The sequence below is a fragment of the Actinoallomurus purpureus genome, assembly GCF_024055795.1.
In the GTDB taxonomy this organism is placed as follows: Bacteria; Actinomycetota; Actinomycetes; order Streptosporangiales; family Streptosporangiaceae; genus Actinoallomurus; species Actinoallomurus purpureus.
Genome location: NZ_JAMXMY010000012.1, coordinates 26095 through 49510, shown reverse-complemented (window position 1 = coordinate 49510; position 23416 = coordinate 26095). Strand labels below are relative to the sequence as shown.

Annotated in this window: 22 protein-coding genes; 13 read left to right on the top strand and 9 right to left on the bottom strand. The window is 70.8% G+C overall.

All coding sequences use genetic code 11. The annotated features are described in order from the left end of the window. Positions 1-5: 5 nt before the first annotated feature. The 5 genes from NE236_RS22515 to NE236_RS22495 form a co-directional block, all read right to left on the bottom strand. On the bottom strand, positions 6-1964 hold the full coding sequence (locus NE236_RS22515; RefSeq protein ID WP_252844044.1) for a VWA domain-containing protein: 1959 nt from the start codon (positions 1962-1964) through the stop codon (positions 6-8). Positions 1965-2066: 102 nt separating this feature from the next. Then, positions 2067-2762, bottom strand: a complete 696-nt coding sequence (locus NE236_RS22510) for a Crp/Fnr family transcriptional regulator (RefSeq protein WP_252844043.1) — start codon at positions 2760-2762, stop codon at positions 2067-2069. A 159-nt stretch (positions 2763-2921) separates the two neighbouring features. After that, positions 2922-3422: a hypothetical protein gene (locus NE236_RS22505; protein ID WP_252844042.1), complete on the bottom strand. Its 501-nt coding sequence runs from the start codon at positions 3420-3422 to the stop codon at positions 2922-2924. 148 nt (positions 3423-3570) lie between these two features. Further along, positions 3571-4479 (bottom strand): 5'-3' exonuclease, encoded by a 909-nt coding sequence (locus NE236_RS22500; RefSeq protein WP_252844041.1) that lies wholly within the window; start codon positions 4477-4479, stop codon positions 3571-3573. Positions 4480-4519: 40 nt separating this feature from the next. After that, the gene (locus tag NE236_RS22495) at positions 4520-6061 is read right to left on the bottom strand and encodes a SpoIIE family protein phosphatase (protein ID WP_252844040.1); all 1542 of its coding nucleotides are present in this window, start codon (positions 6059-6061) and stop codon (positions 4520-4522) included. 336 nt (positions 6062-6397) lie between these two features. Here NE236_RS22495 and NE236_RS22490 point away from each other — a divergent pair, with 336 nt between their 5' ends. Next, positions 6398-7516, top strand: a complete 1119-nt coding sequence (locus NE236_RS22490) for a M24 family metallopeptidase (protein ID WP_252844039.1) — start codon at positions 6398-6400, stop codon at positions 7514-7516. Positions 7517-7697: 181 nt separating this feature from the next. Here the strand turns inward: NE236_RS22490 and larA are convergent, their stop codons facing one another. Further along, the gene (gene larA, locus NE236_RS22485) at positions 7698-8978 is read right to left on the bottom strand and encodes a nickel-dependent lactate racemase (RefSeq protein ID WP_252844038.1); all 1281 of its coding nucleotides are present in this window, start codon (positions 8976-8978) and stop codon (positions 7698-7700) included. Positions 8979-9130: 152 nt separating this feature from the next. On the opposite strand from larA, the gene NE236_RS22480 reads away from it, so the two are divergent. The 5 genes from NE236_RS22480 to trhA all read left to right on the top strand — a co-directional run bounded on the left by NE236_RS22480 (position 9131) and on the right by trhA (position 12727). Continuing rightward, positions 9131-10279, top strand: coding sequence for an acyl-CoA dehydrogenase family protein (locus NE236_RS22480; RefSeq protein ID WP_252844260.1), 1149 nt, complete (start codon positions 9131-9133; stop codon positions 10277-10279). 98 nt (positions 10280-10377) lie between these two features. Further along, positions 10378-10818 carry an Lrp/AsnC family transcriptional regulator gene (locus tag NE236_RS22475; RefSeq protein WP_308209139.1) on the top strand — a complete coding sequence of 147 codons (441 nt, stop codon included), beginning with the start codon at positions 10378-10380 and terminating at the stop codon, positions 10816-10818. A gap of 250 nt (positions 10819-11068) precedes the next feature. Continuing rightward, on the top strand, positions 11069-11272 hold the full coding sequence (locus tag NE236_RS22470; protein ID WP_252844037.1) for a hypothetical protein: 204 nt from the start codon (positions 11069-11071) through the stop codon (positions 11270-11272). Next, positions 11272-12012: a hypothetical protein gene (locus NE236_RS22465; protein ID WP_252844036.1), complete on the top strand. Its 741-nt coding sequence runs from the start codon at positions 11272-11274 to the stop codon at positions 12010-12012. The genes NE236_RS22470 and NE236_RS22465 overlap by 1 nt, the downstream gene beginning before the upstream one ends. Positions 12013-12052: 40 nt before the next feature. After that, positions 12053-12727: a PAQR family membrane homeostasis protein TrhA gene (trhA, locus tag NE236_RS22460; RefSeq protein ID WP_252844035.1), complete on the top strand. Its 675-nt coding sequence runs from the start codon at positions 12053-12055 to the stop codon at positions 12725-12727. Between the two features lie 56 nt (positions 12728-12783). On the opposite strand, the gene NE236_RS22455 is transcribed toward trhA, so the two are convergent. Continuing rightward, entirely contained in the window at positions 12784-13461 is a 678-nt protein-coding gene (locus NE236_RS22455; protein ID WP_252844034.1) for a TetR/AcrR family transcriptional regulator, read from the bottom strand. A gap of 19 nt (positions 13462-13480) precedes the next feature. Further along, positions 13481-13678 (bottom strand): hypothetical protein, encoded by a 198-nt coding sequence (locus NE236_RS22450; RefSeq protein ID WP_252844033.1) that lies wholly within the window; start codon positions 13676-13678, stop codon positions 13481-13483. Here NE236_RS22450 and lpdA point away from each other — a divergent pair. Further along, positions 13677-15098 carry a dihydrolipoyl dehydrogenase gene (gene lpdA, locus NE236_RS22445; RefSeq protein WP_252844032.1) on the top strand — a complete coding sequence of 474 codons (1422 nt, stop codon included), beginning with the start codon at positions 13677-13679 and terminating at the stop codon, positions 15096-15098. The genes NE236_RS22450 and lpdA overlap by 2 nt on opposite strands. A 58-nt stretch (positions 15099-15156) precedes the next feature. Here lpdA and NE236_RS22440 read toward each other — a convergent pair whose 3' ends face one another. Then, positions 15157-15339 (bottom strand): hypothetical protein, encoded by a 183-nt coding sequence (locus NE236_RS22440; protein ID WP_252844031.1) that lies wholly within the window; start codon positions 15337-15339, stop codon positions 15157-15159. Between the two features lie 260 nt (positions 15340-15599). On the opposite strand from NE236_RS22440, the gene NE236_RS22435 reads away from it, so the two are divergent. The 6 genes from NE236_RS22435 (at position 15600) to NE236_RS22410 (ending at position 23415) form a co-directional block, all read left to right on the top strand. After that, complete coding sequence (locus tag NE236_RS22435; protein WP_252844030.1) at positions 15600-16733, top strand: MFS transporter; 1134 nt, start codon at positions 15600-15602, stop codon at positions 16731-16733. Positions 16734-16847: 114 nt separating this feature from the next. Next, positions 16848-18614 (top strand): asparagine synthetase B family protein, encoded by a 1767-nt coding sequence (locus NE236_RS22430; protein WP_504915086.1) that lies wholly within the window; start codon positions 16848-16850, stop codon positions 18612-18614. Further along, complete coding sequence (locus tag NE236_RS22425; RefSeq protein ID WP_252844028.1) at positions 18614-19036, top strand: NUDIX domain-containing protein; 423 nt, start codon at positions 18614-18616, stop codon at positions 19034-19036. Before NE236_RS22430 ends, NE236_RS22425 begins: the two co-directional genes overlap by 1 nt. A gap of 95 nt (positions 19037-19131) precedes the next feature. Then, the gene (locus tag NE236_RS22420; RefSeq protein ID WP_252844027.1) at positions 19132-20442 is read left to right on the top strand and encodes an ATP-grasp domain-containing protein; all 1311 of its coding nucleotides are present in this window, start codon (positions 19132-19134) and stop codon (positions 20440-20442) included. A 100-nt stretch (positions 20443-20542) separates the two neighbouring features. Next, entirely contained in the window at positions 20543-21697 is a 1155-nt protein-coding gene (locus tag NE236_RS22415; RefSeq protein WP_252844026.1) for an MFS transporter, read from the top strand. 218 nt (positions 21698-21915) lie between these two features. Next, positions 21916-23415, top strand: coding sequence for an alpha/beta fold hydrolase (locus tag NE236_RS22410; RefSeq protein ID WP_252844025.1), 1500 nt, complete (start codon positions 21916-21918; stop codon positions 23413-23415). Position 23416: the final 1 nt, after the last annotated feature.

Below are 23416 nucleotides of genomic sequence, written 5' to 3'. Positions count from 1 at the left end.
CCGCCTCACCCTCCGCCGGGTTGCGTCGTGAGGTCGAAGACGGACGTCACCACGTCGTTCGGCTCCCGGCCGCCGCCGGCGTCGACGCAGCGCACCGCCGTCCCCAGTGCCTTGATCGACGCGGACCGCCCGCAGGTGTCGGTGCCCGTCAGGACGACGATCGGACGGGTCTTGAGCGCGTGGCGCAGGGCCGTCGCGCGGCCGCGCGGATCCGCGGCCTCGGAGCCACCGTCGGTGAGGACCACGACGATCGCCTGCGGGTAGGCCGCGACGCGGGCGGCGGCGTCGCCGATCGCGTCGTACAGCGGGATGTCGCTCCCCTGGGGCGTCAGGCCGTCGAGCGCGGTGCCGATCGCGCCACGCCGCCCGGGAGGAGCCACCGCGCGGAACGGAGGCTGTTTCTGGAGGCGGGAGAAGACGTCGAGCTCCACGGTGTCGGTGTCGTGGATCGCGGTCTGCGCCGCGGTACGGGCGAGCTGAACGGCGTAGGTGAAGCGGGAACCGCCCTGAGAACGCCCGCCGCTCATCGACCCGGACACGTCGAGGGCCAGGGCGATGTGCTGGGGAGGCCGGACCTGGGCGAAGCGGGCGAGCGCGTCGTCGATCTCGGCGCGGTGGTACGGCCGCACGGTCACGGGCGGGGCCGGCCCGAGGTTGAGGCTGCCACCGGTGGAGTCGGCGGTGCCCGGACGGCCGGCGGCGTCACGGAACGCCTCGCTTCGCAGCCTGCCGTGGCCTAACCACCGGCGGAAGGCGTCGATCTCGTGGGTCCGGCGCGTCGACGACTGGCCGTCCCACGTGACACGGATGAACGGGTAGTCGAACGTGTGCGTGTCCGACACGCGGTGGATGGTGAGCTGCGGGCCGCCCCAGCCGGGGGCCGGGCAGGTGGCGCCCAGCGCCCGCCCGTGGACGTAGTCGGCCAGCACCTGTTCGGGGGCGATCACCGCGAGGCGCTCGGCGGAGGCCGGCCGGTGCCGCAGTTCGCACAGCAGTGCCGCGGAGTCGCTGAGCGGCAGGGTGGCGTTGCCGAGGGCACGTTCGGTCGACCGGGGATCGCCGAGGGCGCCGCCGGCGTACAGGTCGACGCTGGCCAGCACGCCGATCTCCGACACGTCCGGGCTCGCTCGGAAGATCCGCTGGACGCCGTTGCGGCGGGCCGCGTCGAGCAGCTCACCGAGGCGCGGCCGGTCCCGGCCGGCCAGCGCGTTGTCCAGGTCGCCGGTGGCGGAGGAGGAGATCCCGACCGCCAGCGGCGAACTGCCGATCGACCCTTCGTTCTCCAGCCGCACGTTCGGATGCGGCGCGGCGAGGAGCCGGTCGGCCTCGCCGGACGAGGCCGGGACGAGGATGTCCGGCTGGAGGGCACCGCGGCCGTTCTCGCCGGCTCCGGGGGCGGAGTACCAGCCGTTCTGGAAACCGGACGCGACGTTGAGGACGCTCCCGGAGGCCGCGACGGTGATCCGCACCGGCCGGCAGCGGGTGTCACCGGCGGTGGTGTACTCCGCGGCGACCCGGCGCAGCGCGGTGAGGTTCTCCGGCGCGGTCAGCACCCGCAGGTCGAGGGGAGGGGAGCAGGAGCCCCCGAACATCGCGGCCACCGTGCCGGTGGCGGCCCAGCCGACGCCGGCGACCACGGCGGCCGTCAGGCCGCACGCGAGTATGGACCGGCCGAGTCCGACCAGCGCCGCCCAGGCGTGCTTGGCCCACTTGCGGAGCCACTTGGTGATCGTGTCCTTCTTGGTGGCCAGGACCACGAGGCCGGACAGGGAGCTGGCCACGGCGATCGCCCACGTCAGCGCGACCGAGATCTGGTCCAGATGATGCAGGAGGACGGCCGCGCCGATGCCCGCGGCGGGCGCCAGGAAGATGATCAGCTGCCAGAGGTTGGTGACGACTTCCAGAAGCTGGCGCAGGATCTTCGAGCGCCCCGATCCGTCGCCCGGCGATGGATCGATCGTCATCTGGGGGTGACGCTCCCCTCAGCGCGGGGGTGATCGGGGGGATGAAGTGTAACGTCGTCCCTTCGATGCCATCTGTGCCAAATGACACGTACGGTCCGGCGGTCAGCCGTCCTCGTCGTGTTCGGCGATGTCGTGGAGCGCGTCGGGGCGCAGGATGACGATGCGCATTCGGCGCGTGACCACGATCCCCTCCCGCCGCCAGACCGTCAGGGCTCGCGCGACGGTCTCACGGGCGCGGCCGATCATGGTGGCGAGTTCCTGCTGGGTGAGCGGGAGCGGCAGCGTGACGGAGCCGCCCCCGCCCGGTACGCCGTAGCGTTCGGCCAGGTCCAGGAGGAGCAGGGCGAGCAGTTTCGGGCCGCTCGTGCCGACCTGCGAGGTCATCCGGCGGTCGGCGTCGTCCATCCGCCCGACCATCACCCGCGCGAGCACCTGCGCCGCGTGTGCGTGGCTGTTGAGGAAGGCGGCGAACGGCTCGGCCGGGATCGCGAGCGCACGGACCCGGTTGAGCGCCTTGACGTTCGCCGACCGCGGCCGGCCGTTCAGCCAGCCGCTCTCGCCGATCGTGTCCGACGGTCCCCGGATCGCGAGCATGACCTCCTGACCGTCCGCACGGCCGGCCGTCACCTTCACCCAGCCGTCCAGAATGATCAGGACGTGGTCGGGGTCGGCGCCCTGGCTGCACAGCAGTGTGCCGGTCGCATACTCACGAGTCCGGCCGGCCGCGCGCAACGCGGCTCGTTCGGACTCCTGCAATGCCTGCCAAAACCCGTGTCTGTTCGCGAGGATCTCCTGCACCCGGTCTCCGTCTGCCCGTGACGGCAGAGGTTCGCTATTGAACCCCATTACCGCCAGTGGACCTAATGAAGGGGAAATCTGTCTAGGGGTCGGCACCCGGGGTCATGGGGGAGGTGGCGGAATTCCGCGCCCCGGATGCCGGCCGGTCCGTGGTGTCCTTCAGTGACCGGTGGCCATCGCCATCGCGGCGGCGCTCCAGAGGAGGAAGGCCGCGCCCGACACGTATGCCCAGGCCAGGGCGGTCCGGGTGAGGATCGCGCGGTGACGGGCGGCGGCGGTCAGCAGACGCAGCCGACGGAAGGCGGGGGCGGCGAACTCCGGCGCGTCCGGCGGAGTCGTCGCGATGAAGCGGTGGAAGTCCTCCTGGGCGCCGGCGGTGACGGCGTGGGCGCGCGTGAGGAGCACCACGACGTACGCGAGGGCGGCGGCGAGGGGGGCGAGAGCGGCCAGCAGGACCCGGCCCGGAGCCGACCCGGTGAGCGACTGGATCGTGCCCCATTCCAGCACCAGGCCCATGGCGCTCGTCGCGACCACCCACCCCGCGAAGGCCGTGGCGTGGTTCGAGCGCTGCGTCATGGCGAACATCTCCGTCACGGTCGCGAACGCCGCCTCATCGTCTCCAGGAGAGACCGGCGTCCGGCGGCTAAGAGTGGGCGTCATCGGCAGCCTTTCTCCCGCGCGGGCCGCAACTTTCACCGACCCTGTCACTGAAATGACAACGCCGGATATGCCGCCGTACTGCGCCAAATGACGCAAGAAATGCAAACAGTCACCCAGCGGTCACATGCCGGGGCCGTGCGGTGCCCCGTCAGTCGTCTCCCAGGGCGGCGAGGAGCCGGTTCACCGGGCTGTCGAGGCTCCAGCGATCGCTCAGCGCGACGAGACGCTCCGGATCGCGGGGCGTGCGCGGCACACCCGCCTCGAAGGCGGGAATGGGAATCCGCGTGGCGACCTGGACCACCGTCCGCGCCGCCGCGAGGTAGTCCCGTGCCTTCTCGAGCTTCAGCCGGCCGCCCGCGGGGAAACCCGACGTCTCGCCCGCGTCCAGGGCCCGCTCGATGTCCTCCAGGGAACCGAACCGGGTGATCAGAGCCGCTGCGGTCTTGTCCCCGACCCCCGGCACGCCGGGCAGCCCGTCGCTGGGGTCGCCGCGCAGCGTGGCGAAGTCGGCGTAGGCGCGGCCGGGAATTCCGTACTTCGCGGTGACCTCCGCCTCGTCGACGATCTGCAGCGCCTTGATCCCGCGCGCGGTGTAGAGCACGCGCACGGGCTTGTCGTCGCGGACGAGCTGGAACAGATCACGGTCGCCGGTCACGACGTCGACCTCGCCCTCGTGCGCGGTGGCGAGCGTGCCGATCACGTCGTCCGCTTCGAAGCCGGGAGCGCCGATCCGGGCGATCCCGAACGCGTCGAGGACCTCCTCGATGACCGGGACCTGGGCCGCCAGCGCGTCCGGCGTCTGGTCGCCGCCGTCCGGTGCGACCCGGTGCGCCTTGTAGGACGGCAGCGCCTCGACCCGGAACGCCGGCCGCCAGTCCGCGTCCATGCAGGCGACCAGGGAGTGCGGCGAGCGCTCCCGGACGAGGCGCGCGATCATGTCCAGGAGGCCGCGCACGGCGTTGACCGGCGTTCCGTCGGCCGCGGTCACCGTCTCGGGCACTCCGAAGAACGCGCGGAAGTACAGCGACGGTGTGTCGAGCAGCATGAGTCCACCCACGCCGCCATCCTCTCAGCTTCGCGCCGGTGCCCTGCGCGGGTCAGACGATCTGGATGGCCACGACGCAGGTGTCGTCGTTGGGGTTGGGAGCGCCGAACGCCGACAGGACGCGGTCCAGCACGGTCTCGGGGTCGTTGCTGCCGACCGTGGACGCGACACGCAGCAGCAGATCCAGACCGACCTGCAGGTCGCGGTCGCGCCGCTCGATCAGCCCGTCGGTGTAGAGCAGCAGCAGGTCTCCGGACTCCAGCGACGTGGTCGCGACGCCGAACTCCGCGTCGTCGACCGCGCCGAGCAGCATCCCCTCCGGCGGGTCGAGCGTCGTCGCCTTGCCGTCACGGATCAGCAGCGGCGGGAAGTGCCCGCCCTGCGCCCACGTCAGCGTGCGAGTCTCCGGGTCGAACCGGCCGGCCAGCGCCGTGGCGGTCAACGAGCTCGGCCAGTGCAGGGTGAGGCGGTTCAGCCAGGCCAGCAGGCGGTCGGGCGGCGCACCGGTGAACGCCAGCCCGCTCAGGCCGTTGCGGAGCCGGGCCATGGCGGCCGCGGCGGTCCGGCCGTGCCCGGAGACGTCGCCGATGGCGAGGAAGACGCCTTCCCCGTCGATCGCGCTGGTCTCGTACCAGTCGCCGCCGACGCGGGAAAGGATGCCGGCCGGCAGGTAGCGGACCGCCGCCCGCAGGCCCGGCTTGTCGATGACGCGCTCGGGCAGGGGCAGGATCGAGCGCTGCATGTCGATGGCCTGGCGGCGCTCCTCGTCGACGCGGAGCTGCTCCAGTTGCCGGCGCGACGCCGTGAGCGCGCGCTCGCCGCGCCGCCAGCCCGTGACGTCCTGGTAGACGCAGCGGACGGCCTTGGGCCGGCCCGTCGCGTCGACCACGGGCTCGCCGATCAGCCGCAGCTCGCGGGTCTCCCCGTCACGCCGGATGTGGATCTCACTGTCGACGGGCTCCCGGCCGTCGACCAGAGTGCTGACGAGGTGCGCGGTGAGCGGAACGTCCTCCGGGACGACGACCGCGGCGAGCCGGTCCAGCGGCAGCGGGCCTTCCTCGGGGTCACGTCCGAAGATCGCGTAAACCTGCTCGGACCAGTGGCTCGCGCCGGTCGCCGGCTCCCAGACGCCGCAGCCGAGGTTGCCGAGGCGCTGAGCGTGCTGGAACTGGTCGAGCGGGCCGGCGAGGACGGCCGGGGAGCCTGCGGCGGCGCTCCGTTCACCGTCCGTCCGAACGGCCGCGGACGGGCGGTCGCCCGCGGCCGGTGCCGCGGCGCGGCCCGCGTCGTCGGAGGGAGATCGCGGGGGCGGGGGAGACTCGCCGTCACGGCTCTCCGGGGCGAACAGTAATGAGGCGGCGTCCAACGGGGAGATGTCACTGTCCCGGGCCAGCTTGAGGAGATGGGCGTACGCGGCGTCGACACCGCAGCGCAGGCGCTCGGCGAGCGCGCCCTTGGCCTGCTCGATGGCGGCGCTGGTGCGGAGCGTGTCGCGCAGCTGCTCGTTCTCGGCGCGGAGCCGATCGATGGTCGTATCCGACGCGTCCGCCTGCGGGCCTTGGGGCGTGTCGCCCGTGGTGTGAGGGAATCCCATGGAGACCACTTTCACTGTGTGATCGTCTGCGGGGGCGATGGTGGATGTACGGAATGTGTGACGCACGAGGCCAGCGGGGTCTGCGCTCGCCTTGTGCACGCCAGGAGCATGTACGTCATGGTAGCGATTTTCGCTGTCCGTGATGGGGTTATCGCACACAGCGAGCATCTTCCATCGTGCTTGTGCGCGTCTTGTGCATCGCCGGGCGACGCCGTCGGGGCCGCGGTGCCCGTGCCGCAGGCCGGGAATCGGGCCCGCCGCCGCCCGGAGGCGACCGGCCCGGTCGGGCGGAGTAGATTGCGGCCGACAGATAGGTCTCACAGGAGAGGGAACGGTGTGACAAGCCCGACAGCCCTATTCGAGCCCGACCGCCTCGCCCGGGTGCGCGAGGCGACCGCCGACTCCGGACTCGGAGCGCTCTTGCTGACGCCAGGGCCCGATCTGCGCTACGTCACGGGCTACGACGCCATTCCGCTCGAGCGGCTCACGTGCCTCGTCGTGCCGGCGGCCGGCGACCCCTTCCTGGTCGTGCCCCGGCTCGAACTGCCCGCCGCGCGGGCGTCGACGGCCGCTGCGCTCGATGTGGAGCTGGTGCCCTGGGACGAGGCCGATGACCCGTACGCGCTGGTGGCCGCGCGGCTCCCGCGCGACCTGGGCAGCGTCGGCGTCGCGGACCGGATGTGGGCGGTCATGGCCCTGCGCTTCCGCGCCGCGATGCCGGGCGCGGAGCAGGTCGCGGCGGGCCGGGTCCTGGGCGAGCTGCGCAAGCGCAAGAGCGCGGCCGAGATCGAGGCGCTGCGCGAGGCCGGAGCGGCGATCGACCGGGTCCACGGCATCGTCCCGGCCCTGCTGAAGCCGGGCCGTACCGAGCGGGAGGTGGGCCGCGACATCGCCGAGGCGATCGTGGCCGAGGGACACGCGACGGTCGACTTCGTCATCGTCGGGTCCGGCCCCAACGGCGCCAGCCCGCACCACGAGTTGTCCGACCGCGTCATCCAGGCCGGTGATCCCGTCGTCGTCGACATCGGCGGCACGATGCCCAGCGGGTACTGCTCCGACGAGACCCGCGTCTACGCCGTCGGCGAGGCGCCGGCGGACTTCCGCGCGTACTACGCGGTGCTGAAGGAGGCGCAGGAGGCCGCCCGTGCCGCCGTCCGCCCCGGCGTCACCCCCGAGGCCGTCGACGCGGCGGCGCGTGATGTCATCGCGGCCGCCGGGTACGGCGAGTACTTCATCCACCGCACCGGTCACGGCATCGGGCTGGAGACGCACGAGGAGCCGTACATCGTGGCGGGCAACACCGAGCCGCTCGAGCCGGGGATGGCCTTCTCCATCGAGCCGGGGATCTACCCGGGACCGCACGGCGCGCGCATCGAGGACATCGTCGTGTGCACCGCCGACGGTCACGAGAGCGTCAATCACGTCACCCGCGACCTCATCGTCGCCGACGTCTGACCGGTCCGCCGGACCGGCCGTCGCGCCGGTCCGGCGGCCCGGTCCTGGGCGGGTCGCCGCGCGGCCGCTCAGGCGGCCGCGCCGTGAGGCAGGGGATTCTCCGCCGCTCGACCGGGGGCGATCCGGCCCGTGACGGGTGGGATGGTCCGGGAGGCCGCCGGCCGGCCCGTCGTGCGGTGGTTCAGGAGGCTCCGGCGGCGAGGTAGGGGATGGTCTGGGGGCCTTCGGGCAGCACGCAGACCCGGGCGCCCGGACCCGCCTGGGCGAGGGCGGCCGCGACGGTCGCGGAGATGTCGCGGGTCTGTTCCAGGTGCGCGCCGGCCAGTTCGGCGTCGCCGAGGTGCGACGTGTGCATCACCACGCGGGCGCCCGCCTGGATACGGGCCTGGATCTGCACCTGCCACTGGTCCGGGATGGTGTGCGCGCGTGCGGTGATCTCGGCGAGCAGCGCCTGCGGGGACGACGCCGAGGCCAGCACCTCGCGGTAGGACCCGTGGTCGGGGAACCCGTCCCGGCACTCCGCCGCGCACACGATGACGCCGCCGGGCCGGACGACCTGGTAGGCGGCGGACATGCCCTTGACGGACTGATACAGGTTCTGGTCGAGGGGATGGCCCGAGTTGGTGGTCACCACCACGTCGAACGGCGCGTCCAGGGGGCGCATCGCCGCGTCGCGGGCGGCGGCCGTGGCGGCGGCGTGCATCGCCAGGAGGTCTCCGCCGAAGGCGGCGACGATCTGTTTGTCCCCATTGAGGATCACGTCGAGGCCGAAGGTGACGCCGGTGGCGGTCGCGATGGCGCGGACGTCGTCGTGGACGGGGTTGCCGTGGGTGATGCCCCAGGTGGCCGACGGATGCCCGATGCGGGCGGCGTCGTGCAGCGTCAGGACGGTCTCCAGCGCGGCCAGGCCGGGCGCGACGAGCTTGGGACCCCCGGAGAAGCCCGCGAAGAAGTGCGGTTCGACGAATCCGGTCGTGATGCGCACGTCGGCGTCTACCCAGGCGCTGTTCAGCCAGACGGGGACGCCCGCGCCGTGGGTGCCGACGTAGGTCAGGCGGCCGGGGTCGCGGGCGTCGTGGTTCACGACGCGGACCGCGTCGACGACGGCGTCGCCGAACATCTCACGCAGCTCGGCCTCGGTGTTGCCGCGGTGGGTGCCGGTCGCCACGAGGATCGTGACGTCGTCGAGGTCGACGATGTCGGCGAGTTCGTCGAGGACGGCCGGGATCATCAGGTCGCGCGGCTGCGGCCGTGTGCCGTCGCAGGCGGAGATCGCCACGGTCTGCCCGGGGCGCACGCGATCGCGCAGCGGCGGCCCGGCGATCGGCGTGCGCAGCGCGGCGCGGAGCGCGGCCGCCGGGTCGGGGGCGGGAGGGTGGTGCCGTGGGGTCACGACGGTCGTGGCCGCGTCCGGGAGCTCCACCTCCAGCCCGGTCTCACCGTACGACAGCCGGACCCGCATCGCGCCTCCTCGACCGGTCGGAACAAAGTAGTGGGACACCAGGACGTACCGTACGTCGCCTTCGGGTGATAGCGATCAGTTACTTGGACGTCCTACTATTTCCGGAGGTGTCCCCTCAGCGTGGAGGGGCCGTGGCCGAAGGCGAGTGGACGATGGGTGTTGATCGTGAGCTGCCGACGCCGGAGGCGTACGACCTGCTCGAACTGACCCGTGACCTGGTCGGCGCGGAGCTCGCGCCGCGGGCCGCCGCCGACGAGGAGGCCGGCCGGTTCCCCCGCGAGGTGTTCCGGACGCTCGGCCGGGCGGGGCTGCTGGGGCTGCCCTATCCGGAGGAGTTCGGCGGCGGCGGGCAGCCGTACGAGGTGTACCTCCAGGTGGTGGAGGAGCTGGCCACGGGCTGGCTCGCGGTCGGCCTCGGGGCCGGCGTGCACACCCTGGCATGCTTCCCGGTCGCGGCGCACGGCTCGGCCGAACAGCGGGAGCGGCTGCTGCCGGACCTGATCGGCGGCGAGCTGCTCGGCGCGTACTGCCTGTCAGAACCCCACTCCGGGTCCGACGCGGCGGCGTTGACCACGAAGGCGTACCACGACACCGGCGCGTACACCATCAGCGGCACCAAGGCGTGGATCACCCACGGCGGGCACGCCGACTTCTACACCGTCTTCGCCCGCACCTCGGCCGACAAGAGCCGCGGCATCTCCTGCTTCCACGTCCCCGGCGACACCGATGGCGTCCGCGCCGCGCCTCCGGAGAAGAAGATGGGCCTGCGCTCGTCCCCGACCGCGCAGATGCACTTCGACGACGCGCGTGTTCCCGAGGGCGACCGGATCGGCGCGGAGGGGCAGGGCTTCCCGATCGCGCTGTCGGCGCTGGACGGCGGGCGGCTCGGCATCGCCGCCTGCGCCGTCGGCGTCGCCCAGGCGGCGCTGGACGCGGCGGTCGCCTACGCCCGCGAGCGTCGTCAGTTCGGCCGGCGGATCGCCGACTTCCAGGGCCTGCGGTTCATGCTCGCCGACATGGCCACCGGTGTGGCGGCGGCCCGGGCGCTGTACCTCACCGCCGCGCGCCGCCGCGACGCCGGGAAGCCGTACGGTCCGCAGGCCGCGATGGCCAAGCTGTTCGCCACCGACACCGCGATGCGGGTGGCGACCGACGCGGTGCAGGTGCTGGGCGGTTACGGCTACGTCAGCGACTTCCCCGCCGAGCGCTACATGCGTGAGGCGAAGGTCCTGCAGATCGTCGAGGGGACCAACCAGGTCCAGCGCATGGTGATCGGACGGCACCTGGCCGGGCCACGCTGACGTGTCCCGCGGGTGACTGGCAGTGTGAACGGGCGCCGTCCGCGAGTGTCCACAGGGCGTTCCCCCGCGAAACCGTCCATCGCGATAGGTTCTGAGGCGTGGAGGACATCGACCGGCAGATCGTAAGCCTGCTCGCCGAGGACGGCCGTATGAGCTTCACGGACCTGGCCCGGGAGACGGGCCTGTCCGTGTCCGCCGTGCACCAGCGGGTACGGCGGTTGCAGAAGCGTGGCGTGATCAAGAGCTACTCGGCGGTGCTGGATCACGAGTCGATCGGCCTGCCGCTCACGGCCTTCATCTCGATCAAGCCGATCGACCCGGCCGCCCCGGACGACGCGCCGGAGAAGCTCGCCCACCTGCAGGAGATCGAGGCGTGTCACTCGGTGGCGGGTGAGGAGAGCTACATCTTGAAGGTGCGGGTGGCCTCGCCGTTCGCGCTGGAGGAGCTGCTGCAGCAGATCAGGGCCGCGGCGAACGTCTCCACCCGGACCACCGTCGTGCTGAGCACCCCCTACGAGGGCCGCCCGCCCCGGTTGTGACCCGTCCCGGGGTGCGTCCATCCCCGTCGTCGTCCCGCCCGCCGCGACCGATCGCGGCGGGCTTCGTGTGGCCTCACCCCGCCGACTTACTTTGTAAAGGCGGCGGCCTGTACTCCTGGTGTGCGAAGAATTCGCCGAGATGCCACGGACTCGCCACAACTCTGCCCCGCGGACGCCGTGGGCAGCGGGTTCGGAACCCGTGGTCGGCTGGTCGTCGCCTTCCCGTGGCGGGCTCGCGAGAGTACTCGCCATGTCGACACGAATGCGCCGGGGCACAGCCTCGGGCACAGGGGATTGGCTGCTGATGTTCCTCCAGGCGAGGGACGCGCCACCGCGCCGCTGGTACGGCACGGCGACCGGGCCGGGGGAGTGGCTCCTGGTCTTCCTGGAGGCCGCGCGGGCGGGGCGGCTGATGACCGCCGGCCTGGAACCGGTACGCGTGAGGGGGGCCTAGTGGTCACCAGGATGCTCTTCGCCGCCCTGCTCGGCGCCGTCATCGGCATCGCGGAGCTCGTGGGGCGCTACCAGGACAAACCCGCGGCGGCGGTGTTCTCCCCGTCCGGGATGCTGTACGTCATCGTCAACGCGTCCGCCTCGACGCTGGCCCTCATCCTGGCCGAGTCGATGGGCTGGCGCTTCGCGCTGCCGGACGGTGCTCCGCCCGTCGGCGCCGACGTCGCGCAGGTGATGGCCGCCGCGATCGGCTCGGCCGCGGTCTTCCGCTCGTCCTTCATGATCGCTCAGGACAAGGGCATCAGTATCGGGCCCATCCTGCTGCTGTCGGGACTCCTGAAGATCGTCGACGCGGCGATGGACCGCAAGCGCGCGCTCAGCCGGCTGGCCGGCAACGACCTGAACGGCCTGTCCTTCGCCCGCGACCACGCCGCCCTGGCGGAGCTGTGCAGCCACGCGCTACGGCGGTACGAGCTGGCCGAGGCGCAGCGGCTCGGCGAGCTCGCCGCCGACCTGCGGGCCCGTGACGACCTCACCGACGCCGACAAGCTGGACTGCTTCGGCCTGGAGCTGAGCCGGCTCGTCGGCGAGCGGGCGCTGCGCCGGGCGGCCGACCGGCTCCGGGACCGGCCTACCCTGGAGGAGGTGGCCGTGACCGTCGAGGACGTCCAGGAGGCCGAGACCGACTTCACCTCACGCCTGGGTGGAGGAAGACGGCTGGCGCGTCGTTCGGAATACTGAGTCCGAGCACGGATCATCGGCACGGACGAAGGAGGGGCCCATGGGGGGACCGGCGGCACGCGTGGGGGAGCTCGCACAGGCGGTGAAGCCACGGCTGCGCGGCTGGTTGCACGCGGGCACCTTCCCGGCCGTGCTGATCGCCGGAATCGTGCTGGTCGCCCTGGGCCCGACCCTGTCGGCGCGGCTGGCCGCCGCGGTGTACGCCGTGACGTCGGCGCTGCTGTTCGGTGTGTCGGCGCTCTACCACCGAGGACACTGGTCGGCGCGGGGAGAGGCGGTGCTGCGCCGGTTCGACCACGCCAACATCTACCTGATCATCGCCGGCACCTACACGCCCTTCGCCCTGCTGGCGTTGCACGGCACGGCGCGCACCGTGGTGCTGTCGGTGATCTGGTCGGGCGCCGGCGCCGGGGTGCTGTTCCGCATCGTGTGGGTGCGCGCGCCGCGCTGGCTGTACACCGCGCTGTACGTCGGGCTCGGCTGGGTGGCGGCGGCCTTCATGCCGCAGCTGCTGGACGGCGCCGGTCCGGCGGCGCTCATCCTCGTGTGCGTGGGCGGTCTGCTCTACAGCATGGGCGGCCTGGTGTACGGGCTGCGGCGCCCGGACCCGTCACCGCGTTGGTTCGGCTTCCACGAGGTGTTCCACGCGTTCACGATCGCGGCCTACGTCGCGCAGTACATCGCGGTGTCGTTCGTCGTCTACCGGGCGGCCTGACGGCACCGCCACAGGGCGGCCCGAGGACGCTCTATCGGATCGCCTGGCGAGACCTATCAGGCCCCGGCCAGGCGGGTGAGCCACTCGCGCAGCAGTGTGTTCTCCGCCTCGCTCAGCGCCGTCGGCGCCCGGTCCGCGAGCGCGGTGGCGAGCGCGACCGCCAGGGCGGACGGTGACGACGGGCCGTCGGCGGCCTGGTCGGTGGTGACGGCGGCGAGCACGGCCTCGCGGGTGCGCGGTGACAGCTCGGGGTCGCCCCGGTCGCCGGAGATCAGGCCGAGGGTCACACCGACGCAGGCGGCGCCGATCATTCCCGCCGCCGTCTCGACCGGCACGCGCAGCCGGCCCGCCCGCGCGACCTTCTCCAGCACCTCGACGAGGATGCGGCGCGCCTCCTCGGCGGCGCCCCCGCGTCGGCCCGTGCCGTACATCAGCGTGTAGAACGCCGGGTACTCCCGACCGTAGGCGACGTGGCCGTCCCAGCCCCGGCGCAGGTCCTGGACGGGGTCGCCGGTCGTCTGCTGGGCGCGTTCGTCGGCGATATGGCGCTCGAAGCCGTAGGCGACGACCGCATCGAGCAGCCCGTCCTTGTCGCCGAAGTGGTGGTAGAGGGTCGGCGCGCCGATCCCGGCCGCCGCGCACACGGCGCGGGTGGACAGCGGCGCGCCGTCGGATTCACTGAGCAGCCGGGCGGCCGCGTGGAGGATGCGCTCGCGAGTACCGGTCTCCGTCACGAAAACGATGGTACATCGATCAATGTAGCGAAGTTGCCGCCCGGCCGGCGAGGCGGAGAGCGTCGCCACGATCCCAGGGGCGGCAGCGGGCGACCGTCACGTCCCCGCCCAGATGGCCGCGTTGGACGGCGAGCGCCGACCCGGCGCGGCGCGGGTCCGGCCGGGCCGGGGACGGTGTCGGCCGGACCCGCTCATGGGCAATATCGTTACTGCTCATGAGCACTCATTTCGACGTCGTCGTTCTCGGCGCGGGCCCGGGTGGGTACGTCGCCGCGATCCGCTCCGCCCAGCTGGGCCTCAAGACCGCGGTCATCGAGGAGAAATACTGGGGTGGCGTCTGCCTGAACGTCGGCTGCATCCCGTCCAAGGCCCTGCTGCGCAACGCCGAGCTGGCGCACATCTTCACCCGTGAGGCGAAGACGTTCGGCATCCAGGTCGACGGCGAGGTGCGCTTCGACTACGGCGAGGCGTTCCGCCGCAGCCGTACGGTCGCGGACGGCCGCGTCAAGGGCGTCCACTACCTGATGAAGAAGAACGGCATCACCGAGTTCAACGGCCGGGGCACCTTCACCGACCCGAACACCATCCAGGTCAACGGTTTGGGGGCGGCGGGGCGTAGCCAAGGGGGTGAAACACAGACCGTCACGTTCGACCACTGCATCCTCGCGACCGGCGCGAGCGCGCGGCTGCTGCCGGGCACGTCGCTGAGCGAGCGGGTCGTAACGTTCGAGGAGCAGATCCTCACCGAGGAGCTGCCGGGCAGCATCGTCATCGCCGGCGCGGGCGCCATCGGCGTAGAGTTCGCGTACGTCCTGAGCAACTACGGCGTCAAGGTCACGATCGTGGAGTTCCTCGACCGGCTCGTGCCGCTGGAGGACGAGGAGGTCTCCAAGGAACTGGGCCGGCGCTACCGCAAGCTCGGCATCGACGTGCTGACCTCCACCCGCGTCGAGGGCATCGACGAGTCGGGAGACAAGGTCCGCGTCACCGTCTCCAAGGACGGGCAGCAGCAGGTCCTCGAGGCCGACAAGGTGCTGCAGGCCATCGGCTTCGCCCCGAACGTCGACGGCTACGGCCTGGAGAAGACCGGCGTGCGGCTGACCGAACGCGGCGCCATCGACATCGACGGCCGGGGCCGCACCAGCGTGCCGCACATCTTCGCGATCGGGGACGTGACCGCCAAGCTGATGCTCGCGCACGCGGCGGAGTCGATGGGCATCGTCGCCGCCGAGACCATCGCGGACGCCGAGACGATGGAGCTCGACTACGTGATGATCCCGCGCGCGACCTACTGCCAGCCGCAGATCGCCAGTTTCGGCTGGACCGAGGCGCAGGCGCGGGAGAAGGGCTTCGACGTCAAGGTCGCCAAGTTCCCCTTCACCGCGAACGGCAAGTCCCACGGCCTGGGCGACCCGACCGGTTTCGTGAAGATCCTCAGCGACGCGAAGTACGGCGAGTTGCTCGGCGCGCACCTGATCGGGCCCGACGTGACCGAGCTGCTGCCGGAGCTGACGCTCGCCCAGCAGTGGGACCTCACCGTTCACGAGGTCGCCCGGAACGTCCACGCCCACCCGACTCTGGGCGAGGCGGTCAAGGAGGCGATTCACGGCCTGGCCGGCCACATGATCAACTTCTGAGTTCGCGTGACGCGGGCCGCCGTGCGGCGGCCCGCGCGGGCTCGGTGATGATGTCCGCTCAGGACACGAAGTCGGCGGCGTGATCCTCGGCCCATGTCGCGAACGTGCGGGCGGGACGGCCGGTCAACTCCCGCACGGTGTCGGTGATCTCGACGGGTGATCCGTCGTTGGACTCCCACCAGTCCAGCAGGCACTCCGCGAAGGCGCCGGGGACTGCGGCACCGACCGTCGTGAGCCCCACGGAAAAAAATCCGCGAGAAAGATCGAGAACCGTTGAACCCCCGCGCCGCCGGGCCGCGTACAGCGACCCAAACGATCTTCGCCCGGTAGCGGTGACGGAGGAGGAACAGGCCGGCCGGGGTTCAGGACCGATCACCTCGCCCACGAGGTGCCCCCGCCAAAACCGTGGTGAGCCGCGGCTTCGTACAGAGGTTGTGAGACGTGACAGCCCCCACCTCCACTTTCACACCCGAGGTTCCTCTCCTCTCTCCAGCACCGCCGGTGGCGGCTCGTCGTCTGCTGATCGCATACATCAGCGGGCTCGGTGCGGCGATGGCGGTATGGGGCGCCCGGATGCCTGCCGTGCAGGCGGCGGCACATCTCAGCTCGGGGCGCCTTGCCGCAGTGCTGCTCGGCGCGGCGGCCGGACTGCTCGCCGGTCTACAGCTCGGCGGCCGCGTGGCTCATCGTTATGGTTCGGCCAAGCTGCTGGTGATGCCGACGGCAGCTCTCGGCCTGGCGCTGTCCGCACTCGGCCTGTGTCGTACGCTGCCGACTCTCATCGTGGCGGCGGTGTTCTTCGGGCTGGCCCATGGTCTGCTGGACATCGGGACCAACGCCACGGCGGTCCGCTGCCAGGAGGCGTACGGGCGGCCGATCATGTCCGGGCTGCACGCCTCCTACAGCCTCGGCGCGCTGTTCGGTGCCGCTCTCGCAGTGGTGACCGCCGGTCTGCCACATGAGGCGCTGTTCGTCGGAGTCGGAATGACGCTCGCGCTCGCGGCCCTCGCGTCCACTCCGGCGATCCGCATCGTCGCCCGGCTCGACGGAGACGGCGCCATCAAGGACCACGAGGCGGGCTCCGGCCGTCCGGTGCGCACGCGGGGACCCGCGATCTGGCTGCTGAGCGCGCTGGCGGCGGCCTGCCTGCTGGGAGAGGGCGCCGCCGCAGACTGGTCGGCCGTCCATCTGGACACCTTGCGCGCATCCGCCGCCGTCTCGGCCGTCGCCTACGCGGTCTACAGCGCGGCGATGGCGGCGGGACGTCTGATAGGGGATCGCCTCACGGCGCGCTACGGGCCCGCCAAGCTGGTCCGCGTCGGCGGCCTGATCGCCGCGGTGGGCCTCGGTACGGGGCTGGCCATCGGTACCGCCCCCGCCGCCCTGCTGGGCTGGACCGCCCTCGGCCTGGGCCTGTCCACGGTGGTCCCGTCTCTCATCACCGCCGCCGGGAGCGGCGGGCCTCGTGCCGTGGCGGCCGTCGCCGGCACCGGCTATCTGGGCATGCTCATCGGGCCGGCCGCGATCGGGGCTCTCGCCTCGGTCAGCAGTCTGTCCCTCGCTCTCGCGTTGCCCGTTCTTCTCGCGGCCGCCGTCGCGATCGGATCCCATCGCGCTCTGGCGCCTGCTCGGTGACCACTCGCTCGGCCGCCTGGCAGCGGCCCTGACGCTCGTGACCTCGATTCCCTCGACCTGCGCCGGCGCGACCACGTGCCGGTCGGATCCTCGATCTTCCTGGGAGGTAACCAGATGTGCGGAATAGTGGGACTGGCCGGGGCATACGCCGATCGGCATGAGAGTACGGTCGCGGCGATGGGACTCGCGCAGTCGCACCGTGGCCCTGACGGCAGCAGGTGTGTCGTCGCGGCCGATGGCGGCGCGACACTGGGCATGAACACCCTTCTGATCGTCGACTCGACGGCGGCACTCGGTCCCTATGTCGACGACGATTCGGGACTGCTGCTGACCTTCAACGGACAGGTCTACAACTACCGGCGGCAGGCGGCAGCCTGGGACATCCCGCTGGCCGCAGGTGAGACGGACGCGCATCTGGTGCTACGGGCCTGGGCGAAGTTCGGTCCGTCCTGCCTGGACGGGCTGGACGGGATGTACGCACTCGCCATCTACGACACGAAGATCGGAAAGCTGTTCCTGGCCCGGGACCGGCTAGGGGAGAAGCCGCTCTACTGGCGGCTGGACGGCGGGCGGCTGGCCTTCGCGTCAGAGGTCACCACTCTGACCGGCTACGGGCCCGCGCCGTTGGTGATCCGGCCAGAGATGGTGGCGATCGAGACTCCGGTCGGCGTCGACACCCCGTTCCAGGGGATCCAATTGCTGGCTCCCGCCACGTTGCTGACCTTCGATGTCGACACAGGGTCACTCGAGCAACGGACGTTCTGGCGACTGGAGGATCTGGAGCCCTGGCGCGGCGATTACCGGAGCGCACTCGCGGAATACTCCGTCACGCTCGCCGAGCAGGTTCCGCTACGGGCCCCGGACGGCGACTTCGCCCTGCTCCTGTCCGGCGGGCTTGACTCCTCCATGCTGGCCTACCTCATGCGGCCGCCGGTCTGCGTCACGGTCCGTTATCCCGGCCAGGATCGCCTCGACGAATCCGAGATCGCGGCGACGATCGCCCGGGACATCGGCGCGGAACTCGTCGTCATCGAACCGGACATCGCGGACTTCGTCGCCGCCCTGCCGCACATCGTGACGGCGCTGGACTACCCGATGGGAAACGCATCGACGTTCTCCGAGTACATGGCCTACAAGGCGGTCGCGGACCGCGGTATCCGCGTGGTGGTCGGCGGCATCGGCCCGGACGAGTTCTTGATGGGCTACATTCGTCACGCGATCGCGCTCTTCGGCCCGGATGCCGTCCTGTCGGCCGGCCTGGATGCGTACCGTCCCCTCGCCGCGAAACTGTTGTACGCGGCAGGAGAGCGGCCGGACCCCGTCGAAGCGGTGACCAAGCTGATCCTGCGCGGGCCTGACCCGGAAGAACGAATCCGCGAGCTGGTCGCAGATGCCCTGTGCCGGGCCGGTGGTGACCTGGCGCGAGCCCTGACGCTGGTGGATCTGTCCACCGCCTGGCGGCCGCTGGTCATGACGAGTGACAAGCTCGCCTCCGCGTTCGCCATCGAACGCCGGTCTCCCTATCTCGCACGAGCACTCGTCGAATTCGCGTACCGTCTGCCGTCCGACTACAAGATCTGTGAGCCGGTGGCGAGCAAACGGATCCTGAGAGACGCCGCCATGGCTCTCGGTCTTCCGCGAAAGGTCTGGGACACCCGCGACAAGCTCGGCTTCGCCAGCCCGGTACCGACCTGGCTCACCGGCCCGCTCGCGTCCTGGACCGACGCCCACATCCACGCCGCGCTCACCGATGTCCCGATCGGCATGCGGCAGTTGCTGGAAAGCGGTTTGAAGTCAGACGGCCGGTTCGACCGCACGAGGACGCAGGCGCTCATGGCGGCCGCCTGGTATTCCGGCCAGAAGGAAAGGGCCGCCGCGTGATGTCCCGTCAAGAGCCGGCCACCGCGCGTGGGGCAGTCGCGATCATCGTCAATCACAGCGGTGAACTCCTTCTTCACCTGCGGGATGATCTGCCGGGTATCGCCTGGCCCGGCCACTGGAGCCTGCTCGGTGGCGGTTGCGACCCCGGCGAGCCCCCGGCGGAGGCCATCGTCCGCGAACTGGCCGAAGAAGCCGGTCTCGCGGTCGAGGGGATGACCGAGCTGTTCGAGATCCGTGACAGCGACGGTTCCGGCCAGATGATCACGTTCTTCGCCGCCTCCTGGGACGGCGACGAGACCGGGCTACCGCTCGCCGAGGGCGTCGAGCTCCGGTTCCTCGCGCCGGAACAGCTGTCGACGTTGGCCATTCCGCCTTACATCCACGACGCCATCCGCCGCTACCTGACCGAGCAACGCGCCTGACCGGACGATCGTCAGGAGTCAGCCGCCATTTCCCTGCGAACCGGCCGTCGGCGCCGGGGGATGCGGCTAAGCGACGCCGCCTGCCGGTCATGATCATGTTACCTGAAGGAAAACCTTCCGAAACGGAAGACCGGCTATATTACGTGTTTCGACCTGACCAGAAAACGAGTAATGACGTGCATGTATTGATCGTAGCTCCTGCTTCTTCCGGGCAGCTGTATCCGCGTGCGGCGCACCAGCTGCAGATGCGCACCACGGTTCTCACGACTGGTCGCGACTTTTATGCGCTTCCCGAAAACGTCCGGGAATTCATCGACGACATCCGCATGGTCGACACACTGTCCTTCCACGAGCTCCGGGAGGCGGCCAGGCGGGTCCACCGCGAGCATCCGATCCAGGCCGTTGTGGCCGGAGTCGAGTTCGTCGTTCCGGCCGTGGCCGCAATCGCGACGGATCTCGGAGTCGAAGGAATCGATCCGGCGGATGCAGACGCGGTTCGCGACAAATCAGCCATGCGGGCGCGGATGCATGCGGCCGGCGTGCGAGCTCCGGCCTTCGTCATTGCCTCCTCGCTGGAGGAGGCCGCCGACGCCGGCGAGACGGTCGGATATCCCTGTGTCATCAAGCCGTCGGGGATGGTGGGCACCATCGGTGTCCGGCGGGCCGACAGCCGGCGTGATCTGATCGACGGCTATCAGCGGATCGCGGCCGAGACGCTGCCCATCGCCGAGCAGCTCCCGGGCTCGACGGTGGTGGTCGAAGAGTACCTTCGCGGCCAGGAGTTCTCCGCCGAAGGGTATGTCCGGCAAGGTCAGGCCACCATCCTGGCCATCACCGAGAAGTGGCTGGGCCCTGAGCCGTACTTCCAACAAGAGGGTCATATCGTCCGTCCGGCGGCGGAGGTGCCGGGCCATGAGGTTGTGGCGGACTACCTGGACCACGTCACCAAGGGCCTGGGTCTCACGACGGGTGCGTTCCACGCCGAGTATCGGGTCACGGACGAAGGGCCGACTCTCATCGAGGTCGGGGCTCGCATGGCCGGGGACCATATCGCCGAGATGGTCGAAACGGTCACCGGCCTGTCTCTGGCCCAGGCATCGCTGGCCGCGCTGGCGGGAGTGCCCTGCCCCGCCTCGGTCACGCCTTCGGCGGCGGTCGCCGGCATCCACTTCGTCACCGAGCCCAGCCTCGTCGGACGTGGATACACGGAGCTACGCGGCTGGGAAGAGGCGTTGCGCCTTCCAGGCGTGCACGACGCGCAGATCTCCATATCCGCCGGGCAGCCGATCCCCGACCGTCAGGACCTGCGGTCGCGGATCGGCCACCTAATGTTCACGGCCGACACCTACGGCGACGCCGTGCGGCTGCGGCAGACGCTCGCGGACAGGATCAGCGTTGTCGCCTGATCACGGCCGTACGGTGACGGCCTCCATTGAACGCGATGTCACGGCGCCGGCCGATCGGGCCGAGGCGGCCGCGGACTCGGCGCAGGCGCTCTACGGATCCATGATCGTGCGCGTCACGAACCGCCTCGCCACGGAGACGCTCGCCTTCGCGATCCCGCTGCTGATCTTCAACGCCACCCACAGCATGGCCTGGTCCGGGCTGGTCCTGGCCCTTGAATGGACGCCTCGCCTGATCGGCATCCCGATCGCCGGCCCGCTGGTGGATCGCTTCGGATCCCGCACCTGCCTCCTCGCCGCGGAGGCCGTCCGTACCGTGTTGCTGACCTGCGCGCTCATCGGCATCGTCACCCGTCCGGACGCCTGGGCGCTCCTCGTGGCCCTCGCCTTCGCCGCCGGAACCTTCGGCCAGGCCTCCTACATAGCCGTCGAGAAGCTGGGCGTGGAGATCAACGGATCGAAGTCGATGGCGTGGATGCAATCCACGCAAGCCGGAATCGACCAGATGGCGCTCGTCGCGGGGCCTTTCGTCGCTGGAGTCCTCGCCGGCCAGGGCGACGTCTGGGTGCTGTCCGCCGTGCTGGCACTGGTACTGATCAGCGGGGGCCTGTGCCGCAGGCTTCCCGAACGGCCGTCCGGCATGCGGGCCCGGCGCTCCACGTGGGCCGAGCTCACGGCGGGTCTGCGAGGTGTGATGCGCTATCGGGCGCTGATCCACATAGTCCTCGCCACGGCGGCCTTCAACCTGCTGGCCGCAACGATCCTCGGGATAACGCCGGCCGTCGTGGAAGACCGCTTCGGCCGCCCGACCTCGTACGCCAGCATCGTCTGGACGTTGGGCGCCACGGCGTCGCTCGCAGTGATCATCGTCATGACTCGCGTCGCCTCCCGGATGGGGATTCTTAAGATCGGGCTGTTCAGCGGTCTGATCGCCTGCCTGGCGGCCGTGGGTGCCGGCATGGCATCCGGCTTTGCGATCTATCTTGTGTGGACCTGTCTGTTTTTGGCATCCGAAGGCGCTTTTGCCTGTTTTCTCCGTATAGCCAGAGCCCGGGTCATTCCGGTGGAGGACTTCGGCGTCACCGTCTCCGCGGTCGTCCTTCTCGTTGCCATTCCCTATCCCATCGCGGGCGTCCTCGTCGCGGCGACACCCCTGCGAGACGTGCCCGTGCTCCTCACTGTGTGCTCCATCGCCTGTCTCGCGATCACCGTCTTCAGTTTTTCCCGACTACGCCGGCACTCTCTGGCCGCTCCATGACGAAGCAGGTCCGGAGCCCCGGGAGACGGACGGGGGGCAGAGGGGCCGAGCGCAGGGCCACGAATCCGGGTCCTGCCGGTTCCCGGCAGGACCTGTCCGCCGGGCGAGAAACCCCAGGTCGCGCCGGAGGGCCCGATTACGGTCACCCGTATCTACGGGTGGAGTCGGGAATATCCACATCTTTCCTTGATGTGGACTGTGCTGTAAAAAGTGATTTTGTGTGCGCCGAAACCGTTCCGACCCTCTTCTGCGTCCCACCGGCGGGTGCGACGGCCGCCATGTTCCGCGGCTGGTCCGCGCTGATGGGCGATGCCGCACGGGTCCGGCCGGTCGAGCTCGCGGGCAAGGGCGCGCGGGCGGACGAGCCGGCGTACGCGGACGTCGCGGACGCCGCCGCGGACGTCGCCCGGCTCGTGCGGGCGGAGGCGGGGCCGGGCGGATGGGCGCTGCTCGGGCACAGCATGGGCGCGGTCATCGCGTACGAGGCGGCCCGGCTGCTCCCCGGCGACGGGCATCTCGTCGTGTCCGGCTGCCCGCCGCCGCAGTGCGGCTTCGGCCCCCGCTGGCGTCCGGACACGCCGGACCAGGAGATCGTCGACTTCCTCCGGAGTGTCGGTGACCTCCCGGAGGAACTCGCGCGCAATACCGAGGCCATGGCGTACTACGTCGGCCTCCTGCGCGCGGACGAGGCACTGCTCGCCCGCCACACCGTCCTCGTCCCGGACACACCGCTCGGGATCCCGGTGACGGTGCTGTGGGGAGACGACGACCCGGTCACGAAGGAACACGACCCGGAGCGGTGGCGGGAGACCGTCGGGCGACCGGTGAGCGTGCACACGGTGAGCGGTGCCGGGCACCAGTTCATCACGAGACGAGCCCAGGACTGCGCGCGCGTCCTCCGGACGGAGTTGGCCGTCCGGCGGGACCCGCACGAGACGCGGAGGACCGGAGTGGACGGCGATCTCCTCATGAACACGGGTGCGCAGATGTACCTGGACCTGATGAAGAAGGTGCTCACCAACGTCGTCTACGAGGACCCGCCGATACCGAGCGCCTGGGCATCCGACACCGCGTACGACCACATCAACCGCGGTGCCGGGCTCGACTGGCCCAGCACGGCGCACACCATGGTGGGGCTGCGCCGGCTCGACAACCTCCAGGACTGCGTCGAGCGGATCCTGCGTGACGACATTCCCGGGGATCTCCTCGAGACAGGTGTCTGGCGCGGCGGGACGTGCATCTTCATGCGGGGGATGCTCCGCGCGTACGAGGTGGCGGACCGCAGGGTCTGGTGCGCCGACTCGTTTCAGGGGATGCCCGAGGTCGTGGCGGGGCATCCCGGCGACGTCGAACTGGGCACGCACGAGTTCAACGACGTCATGGGAGTCTCCCTCGACACCGTCAAGCGCAATTTCGAAACGTACGGCCTGCTGGACGACCAGGTGCGTTTCCTGCCCGGCTGGTTCCGCGACACGCTGCCGACCGCACCGGTGCGGCGCCTCGCGCTGCTCCGGCTCGACGGGGACCTGTACGAGTCGACCATGGACGCGCTCGTCCATCTCTACCCGAAGCTGTCCGTGGGGGGCTTCGTGATCGTCGACGACTACCTGATCGACGTGTGCCGCGAGGCCGTGCACGACTTCCGGCACCAGCACGGCATCCATGACGAGATCCAGGACATCGACGGGTACGGCGCCTTCTGGCGCCGTACGAGCTGAG

Coding starts and splice junctions, on each gene's coding strand:
- NE236_RS22515 (WP_252844044.1), bottom strand. CDS start 1,964: ATGACGATCGATCCATCGCCGGGCGACGGATCGGGGCGCTCGAAGATC.
- NE236_RS22505 (WP_252844042.1), bottom strand. CDS start 3,422: ATGACGCCCACTCTTAGCCGCCGGACGCCGGTCTCTCCTGGAGACGAT.
- NE236_RS22495 (WP_252844040.1), bottom strand. CDS start 6,061: ATGGGATTCCCTCACACCACGGGCGACACGCCCCAAGGCCCGCAGGCG.
- larA (WP_252844038.1), bottom strand. CDS start 8,978: ATGCGGGTCCGGCTGTCGTACGGTGAGACCGGGCTGGAGGTGGAGCTC.
- NE236_RS22480 (WP_252844260.1), top strand. CDS start 9,131: ATGGGTGTTGATCGTGAGCTGCCGACGCCGGAGGCGTACGACCTGCTC.
- NE236_RS22470 (WP_252844037.1), top strand. CDS start 11,069: ATGTCGACACGAATGCGCCGGGGCACAGCCTCGGGCACAGGGGATTGG.
- trhA (WP_252844035.1), top strand. CDS start 12,053: ATGGGGGGACCGGCGGCACGCGTGGGGGAGCTCGCACAGGCGGTGAAG.
- lpdA (WP_252844032.1), top strand. CDS start 13,677: ATGAGCACTCATTTCGACGTCGTCGTTCTCGGCGCGGGCCCGGGTGGG.
- NE236_RS22450 (WP_252844033.1), bottom strand. CDS start 13,678: ATGAGCAGTAACGATATTGCCCATGAGCGGGTCCGGCCGACACCGTCC.
- NE236_RS22430 (WP_504915086.1), top strand. CDS start 16,848: ATGTGCGGAATAGTGGGACTGGCCGGGGCATACGCCGATCGGCATGAG.
- NE236_RS22425 (WP_252844028.1), top strand. CDS start 18,614: ATGTCCCGTCAAGAGCCGGCCACCGCGCGTGGGGCAGTCGCGATCATC.
- NE236_RS22420 (WP_252844027.1), top strand. CDS start 19,132: ATGTTACCTGAAGGAAAACCTTCCGAAACGGAAGACCGGCTATATTAC.
- NE236_RS22415 (WP_252844026.1), top strand. CDS start 20,543: ATGATCGTGCGCGTCACGAACCGCCTCGCCACGGAGACGCTCGCCTTC.